General features: G+C 66.9%; 16 protein-coding genes and 1 tRNA gene. 8 read left to right on the top strand and 9 right to left on the bottom strand.

The genetic code is table 11. The annotated features are described in order from the left end of the window. Complete coding sequence (gene pdhA, locus SP5_RS10160) at positions 1 to 1,044, bottom strand: pyruvate dehydrogenase (acetyl-transferring) E1 component subunit alpha (protein WP_042487867.1); 1,044 nt, start codon at positions 1,042 to 1,044, stop codon at positions 1 to 3. A 171-nt stretch (positions 1,045 to 1,215) separates the two neighbouring features. Here pdhA and SP5_RS10155 point away from each other — a divergent pair, with 171 nt between their 5' ends. The 3 genes from SP5_RS10155 to SP5_RS10145 are packed head-to-tail and all read left to right on the top strand — an operon-like array spanning position 1,216 to position 4,765. Next, positions 1,216 to 2,568, top strand: a complete 1,353-nt coding sequence (locus SP5_RS10155; RefSeq protein WP_042487863.1) for an MFS transporter — start codon at positions 1,216 to 1,218, stop codon at positions 2,566 to 2,568. After that, positions 2,565 to 3,485, top strand: coding sequence for a cysteine synthase A (gene cysK / locus SP5_RS10150; RefSeq protein WP_042487861.1), 921 nt, complete (start codon positions 2,565 to 2,567; stop codon positions 3,483 to 3,485). The genes SP5_RS10155 and cysK overlap by 4 nt, the downstream gene beginning before the upstream one ends. Continuing rightward, positions 3,482 to 4,765 (top strand): cell wall hydrolase, encoded by a 1,284-nt coding sequence (locus SP5_RS10145; protein WP_084220647.1) that lies wholly within the window; start codon positions 3,482 to 3,484, stop codon positions 4,763 to 4,765. Before cysK ends, SP5_RS10145 begins: the two co-directional genes overlap by 4 nt. 156 nt (positions 4,766 to 4,921) lie before the next feature. Here the strand turns inward: SP5_RS10145 and SP5_RS10140 are convergent, their stop codons facing one another. From SP5_RS10140 to SP5_RS10125, 4 genes are all read right to left on the bottom strand, one after another. After that, on the bottom strand, positions 4,922 to 5,332 hold the full coding sequence (locus SP5_RS10140; protein ID WP_042487859.1) for a MerR family transcriptional regulator: 411 nt from the start codon (positions 5,330 to 5,332) through the stop codon (positions 4,922 to 4,924). 33 nt (positions 5,333 to 5,365) lie between these two features. Next, positions 5,366 to 5,866, bottom strand: a complete 501-nt coding sequence (locus SP5_RS10135) for a hypothetical protein (protein WP_241823742.1) — start codon at positions 5,864 to 5,866, stop codon at positions 5,366 to 5,368. Continuing rightward, positions 5,863 to 6,225: a phosphoribosyl-AMP cyclohydrolase gene (hisI, locus tag SP5_RS10130; protein WP_042487857.1), complete on the bottom strand. Its 363-nt coding sequence runs from the start codon at positions 6,223 to 6,225 to the stop codon at positions 5,863 to 5,865. The genes SP5_RS10135 and hisI overlap by 4 nt, the downstream gene beginning before the upstream one ends. 61 nt (positions 6,226 to 6,286) lie before the next feature. Further along, positions 6,287 to 6,538 (bottom strand): DUF7218 family protein, encoded by a 252-nt coding sequence (locus SP5_RS10125; RefSeq protein ID WP_042487855.1) that lies wholly within the window; start codon positions 6,536 to 6,538, stop codon positions 6,287 to 6,289. Positions 6,539 to 6,682: 144 nt separating this feature from the next. Here SP5_RS10125 and purF point away from each other — a divergent pair, with 144 nt between their 5' ends. Together purF and SP5_RS10115 are read left to right on the top strand one after the other, a co-directional pair. After that, the gene (purF, locus tag SP5_RS10120; protein ID WP_174435530.1) at positions 6,683 to 8,134 is read left to right on the top strand and encodes an amidophosphoribosyltransferase; all 1,452 of its coding nucleotides are present in this window, start codon (positions 6,683 to 6,685) and stop codon (positions 8,132 to 8,134) included. Further along, positions 8,134 to 8,844, top strand: a complete 711-nt coding sequence (locus tag SP5_RS10115; protein ID WP_042487850.1) for an SDR family NAD(P)-dependent oxidoreductase — start codon at positions 8,134 to 8,136, stop codon at positions 8,842 to 8,844. The genes purF and SP5_RS10115 overlap by 1 nt, the downstream gene beginning before the upstream one ends. A 134-nt stretch (positions 8,845 to 8,978) precedes the next feature. Here the strand turns inward: SP5_RS10115 and SP5_RS10110 are convergent, their stop codons facing one another. From SP5_RS10110 to SP5_RS10095, 4 genes are read right to left on the bottom strand one after another with little or no spacing between them, the layout of a single operon-like run. Continuing rightward, positions 8,979 to 9,950 (bottom strand): DNA polymerase III delta subunit-related protein, encoded by a 972-nt coding sequence (locus SP5_RS10110; RefSeq protein ID WP_042487848.1) that lies wholly within the window; start codon positions 9,948 to 9,950, stop codon positions 8,979 to 8,981. 10 nt (positions 9,951 to 9,960) lie between these two features. Continuing rightward, positions 9,961 to 11,133 carry a D-alanyl-D-alanine carboxypeptidase family protein gene (locus SP5_RS10105; protein WP_042487845.1) on the bottom strand — a complete coding sequence of 391 codons (1,173 nt, stop codon included), beginning with the start codon at positions 11,131 to 11,133 and terminating at the stop codon, positions 9,961 to 9,963. A 31-nt stretch (positions 11,134 to 11,164) separates the two neighbouring features. Next, a complete protein-coding gene (locus tag SP5_RS10100) occupies positions 11,165 to 11,842 on the bottom strand; it encodes a septal ring lytic transglycosylase RlpA family protein (protein WP_084220646.1) in 678 nt (225 codons plus the stop codon). Further along, positions 11,826 to 12,869 carry a lytic murein transglycosylase gene (locus SP5_RS10095; RefSeq protein ID WP_042487842.1) on the bottom strand — a complete coding sequence of 348 codons (1,044 nt, stop codon included), beginning with the start codon at positions 12,867 to 12,869 and terminating at the stop codon, positions 11,826 to 11,828. The genes SP5_RS10100 and SP5_RS10095 overlap by 17 nt, the downstream gene beginning before the upstream one ends. Positions 12,870 to 13,011: 142 nt before the next feature. On the opposite strand from SP5_RS10095, the gene SP5_RS10090 reads away from it, so the two are divergent. The 3 genes from SP5_RS10090 (at position 13,012) to SP5_RS10080 (ending at position 14,690) form a co-directional block, all read left to right on the top strand. After that, positions 13,012 to 13,101, top strand: a tRNA-Ser gene (locus tag SP5_RS10090). Between the two features lie 128 nt (positions 13,102 to 13,229). Next, positions 13,230 to 13,664: a pyridoxamine 5'-phosphate oxidase family protein gene (locus SP5_RS10085; RefSeq protein ID WP_042487837.1), complete on the top strand. Its 435-nt coding sequence runs from the start codon at positions 13,230 to 13,232 to the stop codon at positions 13,662 to 13,664. A gap of 33 nt (positions 13,665 to 13,697) precedes the next feature. After that, a complete protein-coding gene (locus SP5_RS10080; protein ID WP_042488015.1) occupies positions 13,698 to 14,690 on the top strand; it encodes an SDR family oxidoreductase in 993 nt (330 codons plus the stop codon). Positions 14,691 to 14,780: the final 90 nt, after the last annotated feature.

Below are 14,780 nucleotides of genomic sequence, written 5' to 3'. Positions count from 1 at the left end.
TTAGTAACGCTCCACCAGCACTTCAGTGTAGAGTTCAGCCGCATCCGGCTCGGGGGTCTGCTCGGCGAAGTCCGCCGCTTCGTTGACCTGCTTGCGGATATCCTGCTCCAGGACCTTCAGGTCGGCCTCGGTCACGCCCTGCTCTTCGAGCAGACGCTTCACATGATCGATCGGATCGGACTTGTCGCGCACGCCCTGCACTTCCTCGCGGCTGCGATACTTGGCGGGGTCGGACATGGAGTGACCGCGATAGCGATAGGTCTTCATCTCCAGGATGACCGGGCCCTTGCCCGCACGGACCCAGGCCAGCGCCTCTTCGGCCGCACCACGACAGGCCAGCACGTCCATGCCGTCGACCTGGATGCCGGGGATGCGGAAGCTCTCGCCACGGCGATACAGCTGGTCCTCGGACGAGGCGCGGTTGACCGCGGTGCCCATGGCATACTGGTTGTTCTCGATCACGAAGATGATCGGGAGCTTCCACAGCTCGGCCATGTTGAAGCTCTCGTACACCTGGCCCTGATTGGCCGCGCCGTCGCCGAAATAGGCGAGGCAGACGCCGCCGTCATTGCTATACTTGTGCCCGAACGCCAGGCCGGTGCCCAGCGACACCTGCGCGCCCACGATGCCGTGGCCGCCATAGAATTTATGCTCGGTCGAGAACATGTGCATCGACCCGCCCTTGCCCTTGGAGATGCCGGCGGCACGCCCCGTAAGCTCGGCCATGATGACCTTGGGATCGATGCCGTAAGCCAGCATGTGGCCATGGTCGCGATATCCGGTGATCACCGAATCCTTGTCGCCGTCGAGCGCCGACTGAAGACCAACCGCCACGGCCTCCTGGCCGATATACAGGTGGCAGAAACCGCCGATCAGGCCGAGGCCGTAAAGCTGACCCGCCTTTTCTTCGAAGCGGCGGATCAGGAGCATCTGCTTGTAGAAATCCAGCAACTGTTCCTTGGTAGCCTGGAACGGTTGCGGTTCGGCGGGACGCTCCCGATTGGGGATGGGGGGCTCGCTGGTACGGCTTGGAGCTTTTGCCACAGTCGGGAACACCTTTGTTTCCGTTAGGGAAGGATGGACGCCTATTGGCGTGCTTTGTCATGAAACTCAATTCCCCCTCTTAATTCCCATCGTGACAGCAGGAATTTAGGGAGGAATAGCTTTGCCTCGGTTGCCTTGTCGGCGAACCGCAGCCTACAACGCTGGCCGATTATGGATAGACCCCAACACCCGTTCCGCATCGCCAATTTCCGCAGCTATTGGCTGTCGCGGTTCAGCGGGACCATCGCCGTCTCCGCCATGTCGATCGTGATCGGCTGGCAGGTCTATAATCTTGCCCGCGAGACGATGGACGTGCGGCAGGCCGCCTTCATGCTGGGCATGATCGGGTTCGCGCAGTTCGTGCCGCTGTTCCTGCTGACCCCGATCACCGGACTGGTCGCCGACAGCGTCGACCGGCGCTGGATCGTGCGGGCGACGACCGCGCTGCTCGTCCTGACCGCCGCATCGCTCTGGTTCCTCACCTGGTCCGGGCATCTGACGCTGGGCGCGCTGTTCACCGCCGCCGTCGCCTTCGGCATCGCGAGGGCGTTTTCGGGACCGGCCTATTCCTCGCTCGCCCCCAATCTGGTGCCGCGCGAAAGCCTGCCGACCGCCATCGCGGTCAGCTCGATCGCGTGGCAGGTGGGGACCATCGCGGGTCCCAGCGTCGGCGGCCTGCTCTATGCCGTGCATCCCGAGTTCGCTTATGGCGTCGCGACCCTGCTCTTTGCCGTCGCCCTGTTCTGCATCTTCCTGATCGGCCCGGTGCCGCAGCCGCCCGCCCAGACCGACCGCCGCCCGCTGACCCGAATCGTCGAGGGGTTCAGCTATGTCCGCCGCAACCGGCTGGTGCAGGCGGCGATCACGCTCGACCTGTTCGCGGTGCTGCTGGCGGGCGCGACCTCGCTGCTGCCGGTCTATGCGCGTGACATCCTGCATGTCGGATCGCAGGGTCTGGGCGTGCTGGCGGCGGGCATGGGGATCGGGGCGGCCACTACCGCGATCTGGTTCTCGTTCAGGCCGATGACGCAGAATGTCGGGGTCAAGATGCTGATCGCCGTGGTCGTGTTCGGCCTGTCGATCCTGACCTTCGGCGTCGCCAGCCAGATCACCGGCGCGCTGGGCCTGGATACCGGAACCCTGGCGGTGAACGGCGTTGCTGTTTTCATCCATCCCGCCTTCCTGCTCAGCCTGATCGCGCTGATCGTTGCGGGCGGTGCGGACATGGTGTCGGTCTACGTCCGCCAGTCGCTGATCCAGCTCCACACCCCCGACGCGATGCGGGGGCGGGTGAGCGCGGTGTCGCAGCTGACCATCTCGGCGTCCAACGAACTGGGGGAGTTCGAGAGCGGGGTCATGGCCTCGATCCTCGGCCCGGTCGGCGCGGTCGTGTTCGGCGGGCTGGGCGCGATCGGCGTCACCCTGCTCTGGTCGCGGCTGTTCCCGGAACTCCGGCGCGCGCGAACCTTTGATCCGCCTGAAATCCTCAGCACCGAACCTAGCCACGGAGAAGCCAAGCCATGAAGGCCAACACCATCCTGGAAACGATCGGCAATACGCCGCACATCAAGCTCCAGCGGCTGTTCCCCGGATCGGAGGTCTGGATCAAATCGGAACGCTCCAATCCCGGCGGCTCGATCAAGGACCGCATCGCCCTCGCGATGATTGAGGCTGCGGAGGCCAAGGGCGACCTGAAGCCCGGCGGCACCATCGTCGAGCCGACCAGCGGCAATACCGGCGTCGGCCTGGCGATGGTCGCGGCGGTCAAGGGATACAAGCTGATCCTGGTCATGCCCGAATCCATGTCGATCGAGCGCCGCCGCCTGATGCTGGCCTACGGCGCGACCTTCGACCTGACGCCGCGTGAAAAGGGCATGAAGGGCGCGATCGAACGCGCGCTGGAGATCGTGCGCGAGACGCCCGGCGCCTGGATGCCCCAGCAGTTCGAGAACCCGGCCAATATCGACGTCCATGTCCGCACGACCGCGCAGGAAATCCTGACCGACTTCCGCGATTCGCCGATCGACGTCATCATTACCGGCGTGGGCACCGGCGGCCATATCACCGGCGTCGCCGAGACGTTGAAGAAGGAATGGCCCGGCCTGAAGGTCTATGCGGTCGAGCCCGCCGCCTCGCCCGTCATCCAGGGTGGCCAGCCCGGCCCGCACCCGATCCAGGGCATCGGCGCAGGCTTCATCCCCGCCAATCTCCACACCCAGGCGATCGACGGCGTGATCGAGGTCGATGCCAATGTCGCCAAGGACATGGCGCGCCGCTCGGCGACCGAAGAGGGTATCCTCGTCGGCATTTCGTCGGGTGCGACGCTAGCCGCGATCCTCCAAAAGCTGCCCGACCTGCCCGATGGCACCCGCGTCCTGGGCTTCAACTATGACACGGGCGAGCGTTACCTGTCGGTGCCGGACTTCCTGCCCGAACAGTGAGCGACACGTCCCGGCCGCGCGGCGGCATCCGCGCGGTCTTGTTCGCTATCGCCGGTACGGCCAGCGTCGTACCGGCCTTGCTCGTGGCGAACGCGCCCGACATTCCCCGCATCCGGCATGGGTCGGCCCAGCGGGCGCGACCGGCGCCGCGCGTCGTCCCGCCCGCCGAGCTGCCCCCGGTCGAGCCGGTCGCGTTCGTCGACATGAGCCCGGACGAGGCGCGCGCCTATAATGCGGGCGTGCCCTTCTCGGCCGATCCCAACCCGGCCGCCCGGCCCTTCCTCTATCGCGGATCGGCAGAGGACAAGGCGCGGGCGCTCGACTGTCTGGCGGCGGGCGTGCTGTACGAAGCGGGCGACGACGCCAGGGGCGAACAGGCCGTGGCGCAGGTCGTGCTCAACCGGCTTCGCCATCCCGCCTTTCCCAAGACGGTCTGCAGCGTGGTCTTCGAGGGGCAGGAGCGCAGCACCGGCTGTCAGTTCACCTTCACCTGCGACGGCGCGCTGACCAAGTGGCAGCCGCCCGAAGCCGCCTGGACCCGCGCCCGCCAGATCGCGGCGATGGCGTTGAACGGCAAGGTCTTCCCGGCGGTCGGCCATTCGACCCATTATCATACCGATTGGGTCGTGCCCTATTGGCAGGCGAGCCTGGACAAGGTGGCGCGGGTCGGCAGCCATTTGTTCTTCCGCTGGTCCGGCTGGTGGGGCACGCCGCCTGCCTTCAACCGGCACATGCTGGCGGGTGAGCCGGTCATCACCCAGCTGGCGGCCTTCTCGCCCGCGCATCGGGCAGGGACCGATGCCAGCGCCGATGCCGGGGCCGCGCTGGCCGAAGGGGCCGTCGCGACGGGAACCATGACGCCACTGGCCAGCGAGCCCGACACCTTCCTCATCACCCTGCCAGCCGAACTCTCGCCGGACGGCTTCCCGGCGCTGGCGACGAGCCTGTGCGGGGCGCGCAAGGATTGCACGGTCATGGCCTGGCGCGACGCCGCTGCAACCGCCTCCTCGGTGCCGCTCAACCAGGCCCAGATGGAGACGATGGCGTTCAGCTATTTCCGCAACGCCGGGATCGGACTGGAACGGACCCTATGGAATTGCGGCGTCTATCCGGCGTTCAAGGGGCCACGCTGCATGAAGCGCATGTCGACCGCCATCGTCCCGTTGGCCGCTCCCACGCCGCAGCCCAGCCCGACGCCGACTCCCACCGGCGAACTGACCGGCGTCCGTCGCGCTAGCACGCCACCGGCCGAGCCCAAACCCAAAACTCCGCCGCTATAAGCTTCTCCTGCCTTAAAATTTACGTCCACCCCGGCGAAGGCCGGGGTCCAGTCGCAAAACGAGGGAGTGGCTCACTGACCTCACCCCAACTGGATCCCGGCCTTCGCCAGGATGGGCAGAAAGGGCGATTCATCGCTTAGAGCGACGCGCGTCTTCCTAATCCCGGTGCGATTCGACCAGCGCGACGAACTCGGTCAGCTCGGCGATCGCCGCATCGATATCCCGCTTCTGCGCCTGAAGCGCCTCGATCTTGGCGGTGCAGCGTTCCAGCGTCACCTCGCGCTGAAGGCGGCGGCCATCGCCCAGATCGTACAGGTCGATCATCTCGCGAATATCGGCCAGACTGAACCCGACCCGCTTGCCCCGCAGGATCCAGGCAAGCCGCGCGCGGTCCCGTTGCGAATAGATACGCTGCGTGCCCCGCCGCTGCGGCGAGATCAGCCCCTCATCCTCATAGAAGCGCAGCGCACGGGCGGTGACGCCGAATTCGCTGCACAGCTCGGTGATCGAATAATCGTCGCGATCGACGCTGGGCAGCGGTTCGGCGGAGGCGGCGACCTGGGTCATGACAGTTGAGGCTAAATACCGTTTACGTGAACGTCAATCGGCACAAAGCGCGGTGCCGTTCGCACTGCGCAGGGTCCGCGCCTCGGCGACCGAGGCGCTGATCCGTTCGACATTCAGCGCCGAGAGCGTAGCCCGGCCGGTGCAGAAGGCATTGCAGGTGGAGGGCAATGTCGCGGGGAACTGGATGGCATCGCCGTCGAACCGCGCGGTAAAGCGACATGCACCGAGCGTCAGCTTCAACGCCGCACCCGATCGCTCCATGGTGCCGATGGCGGTGCAGCCCTGCCCCTCGCCATAATCCAGCATCACGCCGACCCGGCGGGCCGGACCCGTGCCGGCCGGCAGGATGCACATGCGATCCGTGTCCCGCGACCAGATACCGTCCAGCGGCGCAGCCGCCGGATCGGCGACCAGCCCGGCGGCGATGCTCGCCGCTTCCAGCCTTTCGCCCGCCTTGTCGTCCCCGCCCTCCCCCGCTTGCCCACAGGCGGCCAGCAGCAACAGGGACGCCAGCGCACTCGCCCGCCGGATCACGCGACCGGTGCCAGCCCGTCGCCCTCGATCCGACGATAGAAGCAACTGCGCGCGCCGGTGTGACAGGCCGGACCGGCCGGATCGCAGATCAGCCAGATCGCGTCCTGGTCGCAGTCGATCCGCAGCTCGACCACGCGCAGCACATTGTTAGAGCTTTCGCCCTTCTTCCAAAGCCGCCCACGGCTGCGCGACCAGAAATGCGCGTCGCCGGTCGTTCGCGTAGCCTCCAGCGCCTCGGCATTCATATGCGCCACCATCAGCAACTCGCCGGACGTCCGATCGGTCACGATCGCGGTCAGCAAGCCATGGGCGTCGAATTTGGGGTCGAGCGTCAGCCCGGTGTCGCGGTGGTCGGCCATGCGGCGGGGTTAGAACGGAATGGCGTCGAAGTCATCCGCTACGAACGATGACGCCCCTCCATCACCCGTGACCGCGAATCGCCTCGATCAATTCCGACTTGCGCATCTTCGACCGGCCCGCGATCCCGATCTTGCGCGCCTCGGCCATCAGATCGTCCTTGGTGCGATCCTCCAGACGGGTCGATTTATGCTCCAGCGTGCCCTTTGCCCTGGCATTGGCGATACGGGCCGCTTTTTCCTTGGATTGGCCCTGCTTGCGCAGCTCCTCATACAGGGCGTCATCCTTGATCTGGGCGCCGTGGTCGCGTGCCATATGACATCTCCTGCTTTCGGCTGCGAAACGCGGTCTTGCCGAAAATGATCCCGCTAACGATGACAAACAGGCGACAAACGCGGACGACGTTCCTATATGCGCCCCGTCTGCCCCTTAGTTGCGAACGTTGCGAGCGCCTCTCCCATGCTGACCACCAACCCCTTCGACGACGACAAACTCCGCGAGGAGTGCGGTATTTTCGGTGTGACCGGCGCCGATGGCGCGGCGGCGCTGACCGCGCTCGGCCTACATGCGCTCCAGCATCGCGGGCAGGAAGCAGCGGGCATCACCAGCTTCGACGGCACGCTGTTCCATACCCACCGCGCGATGGGGCATGTCGCGGGCAATTTCGACCGTGACGACGTGATCCGTGGCCTGCCGGGCGACGTCGCCTGCGGCCATGTCCGCTATTCGACGACTGGCGACACCTCGCTGCGCAACGTCCAGCCGCTTTATGCCGATCTGTCGACCGGCGGCTTCGCCATCGCGCATAACGGCAATATTTCCAATGCGATGAAGCTGCGTCGCGAACTCGTGCGTCGCGGTTCGATCTTCCAGTCGACCAGCGATACCGAGACGATCATTCATCTGGTCGCGACCTCCAACTACCGCACGCTGCTCGACCGCTTCATCGACGCGCTGAAGCAGGTCGAGGGCGGCTATGCGCTGATCGTGATGACGCCCGAGGGCATGATCGCGTGCCGCGACCCGCTGGGCATCCGTCCGCTGGTCATGGGTCGCCTGGACGGCGCGGTGATCTTCGCATCGGAGACGGTGGCGCTCGACGTGTGCGGCGCGACCTTCGAACGCGCGGTCGAGCCGGGCGAGCTGGTCATCGTGCAGGGCACCGAGATTCGCTCGATCCGTCCCTTCCAGGCGGTCGACCCGCGTCCGTGCATCTTCGAATGGGTCTATTTCAGCCGCCCCGATTCGATCGCAGGCGACCAGTCGGTCTATTCGGTGCGCAAGGAAATCGGCGCACAGCTGGCCCATGAGTCGCCGGTCGAGGCCGATCTGGTCATCCCGGTCCCCGATTCGGGCGTCCCCGCCGCAATCGGCTATGCGCAGGCTTCGGGCATTCCGTTCGAGCTGGGCATCATCCGCTCGCACTATGTCGGCCGGACCTTCATCCAGCCGGGCGACAAGGTTCGCCATCTGGGCGTCAAGCTGAAGCACAATGCCAATCGCGCGCTGATCCAGGGCAAGCGGATCATCCTGGTCGACGACTCGATCGTGCGCGGCACCACCAGCCTGAAGATCGTGCAGATGATGCGCGAAGCGGGCGCGGCGGAGGTCCACATGCGCATCGCCTCGCCGCCGACGCGCCATTCCTGCTTCTACGGCGTCGACACGCCGGAGCGTGCCAAGCTGCTTGCGGCCAAGCTGGACCTGGGCGGCATGACCGACTTCATCCATGCCGACAGCCTGTCCTTCGTGTCGATCGAAGGGCTGTACAAGGCGTTGAACGCCTCGCGCGGCGACAAACCCAGCTATTGCGACGCCTGCTTCACCGGCGACTATCCGACGACGCTGACCGACCATGACGAAACCGCGTCGGTCGACCAGTTCGCGATGCTGGCCGAGCGGGTCGCCTGATGGCGGGTGCGCTCGACGGCAAGCTGGCGCTGGTCACGGGTGCCAGCCGGGGCATCGGCGCGGCGACCGCCATCGCACTGGGCGCGGCGGGCGCGCATGTCGTCCTGACCGCGCGCACCCCCAAGGGATTGGAAGAGGTCGAGGAGACGATCTTCAACGCCGGGGGGTCGGCCACCATCGCGCCGCTCGACCTGGCCGAAAATGAGGCGATCGGGCGGCTTGCGACGGCGATCGGCGAGCGCTGGAAGGCGCTCGACGTGCTGGTCCTGAACGCCGGGATGCTGGGTTCGCTGGCCGCCGTGCCCGCGATCGACGCCAAGGAATTTGCGCGCGTCCTGACCCTGAACGTCAGCGCGCAGGCGGCGATGATCGCGGCCTTCGACCCGCTGCTGCGCCGTTCGAAGGCTGCGCGGGTGATCGGCGTCACCTCCTCGGTCGGTCGCAAGCCGCGAGCTTATTGGGGGGCTTACGGCGCGTCCAAGGCGGCCTTCGAGACGCTGCTCGGCGCTTATGGTGACGAGACGTCCGAGATCAGCGCGATCCGTACCGCCATCGTCGACCCCGGCGCGACGCGGACGCAGATGCGGGCCAAGGCCTATCCGGGGGAAGACCCGGCTTCGGTGAAGGCGCCTGAGGTGGTGGCGGAACGGATCCTGGCGCTGGCGATCGAAGGGTTCGAGCCGGGGCATTTCGAGCGGGTGGGTCTGTAAACGGCTCTTTGGCTGGCGGCTGGGCGTGGGCTTCGACTTCGCTCAGCCTGAACGGCGTTTTGGGGGTAGCCTTTTCCAACTTCCGTTCAGCCTGAGCGAAGTCGAAGGCCAAGGGATACCCTCACCGCCCAATCCTACCGCAACGTCGCGATGATCCCCGCCATCTCGAACACCGTCCCTTGCGCATCGAGTGACAGCCCGCGCGCCGCCCCCGCAAGGTCCTGCGAAGCGGCATAGGCATCGAGCGCCACCTTCAACCCCGGCCCCGAACGCCCCCGCGCACGGCCCGCGATAAAGGCAGGGACGCGATCCAGAAACGCCTCATACCGCGCCTGCGAGGCCTTGCCCGCCAGCGACTTGGCCAGCTTCACCCGCTCGGCATTGCCGGGATCGCCCGTCTCCGCGATCCGCGCGATCGCGCTGTCCAGCCCGGCGATGTTGAGCCCGGCAAACCGCAGTGCCCGGCCCGGCGCACCGTCCGCCACCGCGACCAGCGAGGTGATCTCGCCCTCATCCGCTTCGGGCAGCTGCTGGCGCAGCACGCGCGCGACATCGGCGTCGGACAGCCGCTCGAACCGCAACAACCGGCAGCGCGAACGGATCGTCGGCAACAACCGTCCTGGCGCATGGCTGACCAGCAGGAAGACCGTGCCCGCTGGCGGCTCTTCCAGATTCTTCAGCAGCGCATTGGCCCCGCCGCGCTCCAGATCGTCGATCGCGTCGATCAGGACGACCCGCGCCGGACCCATGGCGGGCGCGGTCGCGAACATCGGTTGCAGCGTGCGGACCTGCGCGATGGTGATCGACCGCGCAAGGTCCTGATCCGGTTTCTCGGCATCCTTGGGCAGCCGCGCCATGACCCGGAAATCGGGATGCGACCCCGCCGCCATCAGCCTGGCGGTCGGATGATCCTCCGGCACGACAAGCCCGGGCGGCAAGGCCCCCGCCCCGCTCGCCCGCGCCAGCAGCCGCGTGGCCGCCGCGCGCGCGAAACTGGCCTTGCCCACGCCCTCCGGCCCGGCGATCAGCCAGGCATGGTGCAGCTTGGCTCCGCCCAGCGCGGCGGCAAAGGCGGCCTGTGCTGCATCATTGCCGACCGGCAGCATGGTCAGGCGATCAACCGAAGAACGAGGTCAGCCCGGCCCAGGCGCGACCGAAAAAGCCCGCTTCGTTGACATCCTTGTCCGCGACCAGCGGCAGGCGCTGGGCGGGCATGTCGGGCAAGGTGACGACCAGATCGGCGATATGCTGGCCTGCCTTGATCGGCGCCTTGATCGGCCCCTGATAGACGACCTTGCCGCTGATCGCGGGGTCCAGTCCGGCGGGCAGCGTCACGGTCAGCTGGCGCGGCGCGACCAGGCCGACCTTGCTCGAAGATCCCATCTGGACCTCGGCATCGGCGACCTTCTTGCCCTTGGCGACGACCGGCTTGGCCTGCCACGCGCGGAAGCCCCAGTTCATGAACTTGACCGACTCCTCGGCACGCGCGTTGGAGCTGTTCAGGCCCGCCATCACCATCACCAGACGGCGACCATTCTGCTCGGCCGATCCGGTGAAGCCGTAACCCGCCTCTTCGGTATGGCCCGTCTTCAGGCCATCGGCACCCGCGACGCGGCCCAGCAGGGGGTCGCGGTTCGCCTGGGTGATCGCGTTGCCGCCCATGGTCTTGCCCCAGGAGAAATCGCGGCGCGAATAGAATTGCTTGTAGAGCTGCGGGAAGTCCTGGATCGTGTGCTCGGCCAGGTCGGCCAGGTCGCGCGCGGTGACATAGGTCACGCCGCCGTCCGGCCAGCCGTTCGACGTACCGAAATGGCTGTTGTTCAGGCCGATCTGCTTGGCGGTGCGGTTCATCCGCTCGGTGAAATTCTGCTCGGTGCCCGCGATATGCTCGGCCAGCACGACGCACGCGTCGTTGCCCGACAGGGTGACGATGCCGTAGAGGAGGTTGGCGACGCTGACCTGCTCGTTCGGCGACAGGAACATGGTCGAACCGGCCTGCGGCCCGTGCCACTTCTTCCACGTCTCCGGCTGCACCGTGACCATGTCGGTCAGCTTCAGCTGGCCCTTCTTGACCAGGTCGAAGGCGACATAGACCGTCATCATCTTCGCCATCGAGGCGGGCGGCATCCGGCGATCGGCATCGCGCTGGAACAGGATCGCGCCCGAGGACAGGTCCTTCATGAAGGCGACCGGCGCGGGCGTGTCGAACCGCGGCGCGGCGGCAACCGAGGGGGTGACCATCGCGACCAGGGCGAGCGGGGCGGCAAAAGATGCGTACAGGGTCTTCATGGGTGTTCCGTGACCAAAGGGAGCCGACAGGTCAATCCTGATGCAGGATGCGGGCGTCGTCATAACCCGCCTCGGCCGCCGCGTCACGCAGCGCTTTGGCGGAATCGGCATTCAGTCCGGCGCGCTCCACCCGCCAGACGCGACCGGCCGGGATCGCGCGGGCGGTGAAGCGCAGGGCGAGCGCCTGGGCGCGCGCATGGCTGGAAAAACTGGCGATCTGGACACGGTAGCGGGCCTGGGGATCGAGCGCGATCGGGCGCGCGACCGGCGGAACGGCACTCGCCCCCGCCAGGATCAGGCCCGGCCGGTCGCCGCCCGGCGACAGCGCGCGCACCCGGATATGCGCGACGGCGCGCCGGTTCGTACCCAGCAGCTTGGCCGCGCCCAGCGACAGATCCGCCACCCGGTCGGCCCGCCCCGGCCCGCGATCCCCGACGCGCGCGACGATCGCCCGCCCGGTATCGACATCCGTCACCTCGACCATCGATTCGAGCGGCAAAGTGCGGTGCGCGATCATCACGTCATCGGGATCGAAGCGCTTGCCCGTCGCGGTGCGCCGCCCGGCCAGCTCATGCCCGTACCAGCTCGCCTGGCCGGTGGCGTCATATTTGCCGTAGCGCACCGGCGGCGCGTCCTCGGCGGGGGCAGCCGTGACCGGCGTGGCGAATGCCAGCGCCAGCAGCGCGATCGCCTCAGCCCGCAATCGCATCGGCCAGCAACCCCACCGAGAGCGCGTAGAAGTTCGAGCAATTGTAATCCAGGATGACCCGGTAATTGCCGGTCAGCAGATAGGCCGTTGCCCCCTGCCCGTCCGGCTCCATCAGCGTCGCCAGCACCTGGTCATTGGGCCAGGCCGCACCCTGCGGCACGATGCCCATCGCGCGCCACTCGGCGATCGTCCGCCAGCCGCTATGCCGCTCGAACACGCGCGGGCAGCGCGGGCTGACCAGCCGGTTGCGCACCATCGAACGGTCGAACCCGGCGGGCACGGTCACCGCAAAGCCCCAGGGTTGCCCTGCGCGCCACCCGGCATTGACGAAATAATTGCCGATCGAGGCCAGCGTATCCGCCTCGCTGTTCCAGATATCGGCGCGCCCGTCGCCATCGCCGTCCCGCGCGAGCCGCAGATAGATGGAGGGCAGGAATTGCGGATTGCCGGTCGCTCCGGCCCAGCTGCCCTTCAGCTGGTCGCGGGTCACGCCGCGGTCCATCATCTTCAGCGCGGCGATGAACTCGCCCTCGAACAGAGGCCGCCGCCGTCCCTCATAGGCCAGGCTCGCCAGCGAGCGGAGCAGGTCGAAATTGCCGGTATAGGCGCCGTAATTCGTCTCATGCCCCCAGATCGCGACCATGATCGATTCCGGCACGCCCGTCTCGCGCTCGATCCGCGACAGGCGCGGGCGCTGCGCCAGATATTTGGTCCGCCCCCGCCCGATGCGCGCGGCATCGACATGCGCCGCCTTATAGGGGGCAAAGGGGCTGAACCCGCTATTGGCCGGGCCGCCCGGCTGGCGCCGGTCCAGCTCGATCACCCGCGAATTCAGCGTCAGCGTCGGCAGCACGGAGTCCAGGGTCGCGCGGCTGACTCCTTGCGCCATCGCGGTGCCGCGCAACTGTTGCAGATAGGTCTGAAACCCGGCCTCGTCCTGCGCGCAGGCGGGTGCCGCGCTGACCGAAGCCGCAAAGATCGACACGATGGCGAGGCGCTTCAGGCGCCGGGTAATGTCCCCCCACATGGATGCCTATGTGCCATAGCCGCGCCGAAGCCGGAACCTCGCACCACCGCAAGGCGGGCACGTCCAGCCGCGCGGCACGCCCTCAAATCGACAGTGGATTCGGCCAGCGGCTTGGCGTAGAGGCCCCTTCCACCGCGACCCCGGAAGAGTGGCCGAGCGGTTTAAGGCACCGGTCTTGAAAACCGGCGATGGTGCAAGCCATCCGTGGGTTCGAATCCCACCTCTTCCGCCATCCGACGCTCGCGTCGATGCGCTTTCGGGCTTGATGAACCCTATCGCCGTTCGCCCGTTAAGAACCCACGCAATTTCAGGTATCTGGCTTTCCGCCATCGCCTGCGACATTGCCGGGAGAATGATCGCATGGCGAAGATGACGCTGCCTGAGCTGGCGAAGAAGATGGCCAGGCTCGATTTCGCGATGCTCGCGACGCAGAGTGCGTCCGGGGCGATGACGGCGCGGCCGATGAGCAACAATGGCGATATCGATTATGACGGCGACAGCTATTTCTTTGCCTATGCCCAGTCGCGCAAGGTCGCCGAGATCCAGGCCCAGCCGCTGGTGACGCTCAGCTATACCGGGGCGGTCGGGATGCTGGGTGGCCCGCCCCTGTTCGTCGCGATCGAGGGGCGCGCCGCGCTGATCCAGGACCGTGCGCAGTTCGCGGCGCACTGGACCAAGGATCTGGACCATTATTTCCCCGATGGCATCGACACGCCGGGCGTGGTGATGATCCGGGTCCATGCCGAGCGCATCCGCTATTGGAACGGCGAGGACGAGGGCGAGATCGCCGCCTGAACCCTTCCCTTGTCTTTCGTGAAGGACATCGACATGAGCGATTACGAAACCTCGCGACGCGGCGTCCTGGGCGGGGCGGCGTTGGGGTTGGCGGCAACGGCCGCGCCGGGCACGGCGATGGCGCAGGCGGGTGGCGACGGCGTGCCCAGCCTGCGCGATCCGCGCTCGGCCTATACCCGCACGCCCTTCCCCGAGCAGCGCCAGCCTTGGCCCGCGCTCGCCAGCAAGATGACGCCGCGCCCCGATCATGGCGAGACCAGCTATCGCGGATCGGGCAAGCTGACGGGTCGCAAGGCACTGCTGACCGGCGGGGACAGCGGCATCGGGCGCGCCGCCGCCATCGCCTTTGCGCGTGAAGGGGCCGATGTCGCGATCAACTACCACCCCAGCGAGGAACCCGATGCGCGCGAGGTCGCCGACCTGATCCGTCAGGCGGGGCGCAAGGCGGTGCTGCTGCCCGCCGACATCCGCACGCAAAAGGCCTGCGAGGAGGTGGTGCGCAAGGCGATCGCGCAGCTCGGCGGGCTGGACCTGCTGGTCAACAATGCCGCCTATCAACAGTCCAAGGCGGACATCATGGAGATCAGCGATGAACAGTTCGTCCGCACCTATGAGACGAACGTCTATCACGTCTTCCGCTTTTCCAAGGCGGCGATCCCGTCGATGCCGCCGGGATCGGTCATCATCAACACCATCTCGCAGAACAGCTATGATCCGGGCGAGGACCTGATCGACTATGCATCGACCAAGGCGGCGATCCAGAATTTGACCCGCGGCATGGCCAAGCAGTTGGCGAAGAAGGGTATCCGCGTCAACGCGGTGTCGCCCGGCCCGATCTGGACCCCGCTTCAGGTCGCGGGCGGGCAGTTGCCGGGCAAGATGCACGAGTTCGGCCAGGACACCTCGCTCGGCCGCGCAGGGCAGCCCGCCGAACTGGCCTCGCTCTATGTCGCTCTGGCGAGCGGCGAGGCGACCTTCTCCACCGGCACCGCCGTCGGCGCGCATGGCGGCAAGGGCTTTCCATAAGCAGGGATCATGACGCGAAGTTCATGTTATGATCCTTGACTTGGGGGCGGTGAAGGGTGCTCCATCGGGCATAAACTCCCGATTGCAGGA

The sequence above is a fragment of the Sphingomonas parapaucimobilis NBRC 15100 genome (genome assembly GCF_000787715.1).
Lineage (GTDB): Bacteria > Pseudomonadota > Alphaproteobacteria > Sphingomonadales > Sphingomonadaceae > Sphingomonas > Sphingomonas parapaucimobilis.
Note: the sequence above shows the minus strand (reverse complement) of the source record. Positions and strands in the feature narration are given on the sequence as shown.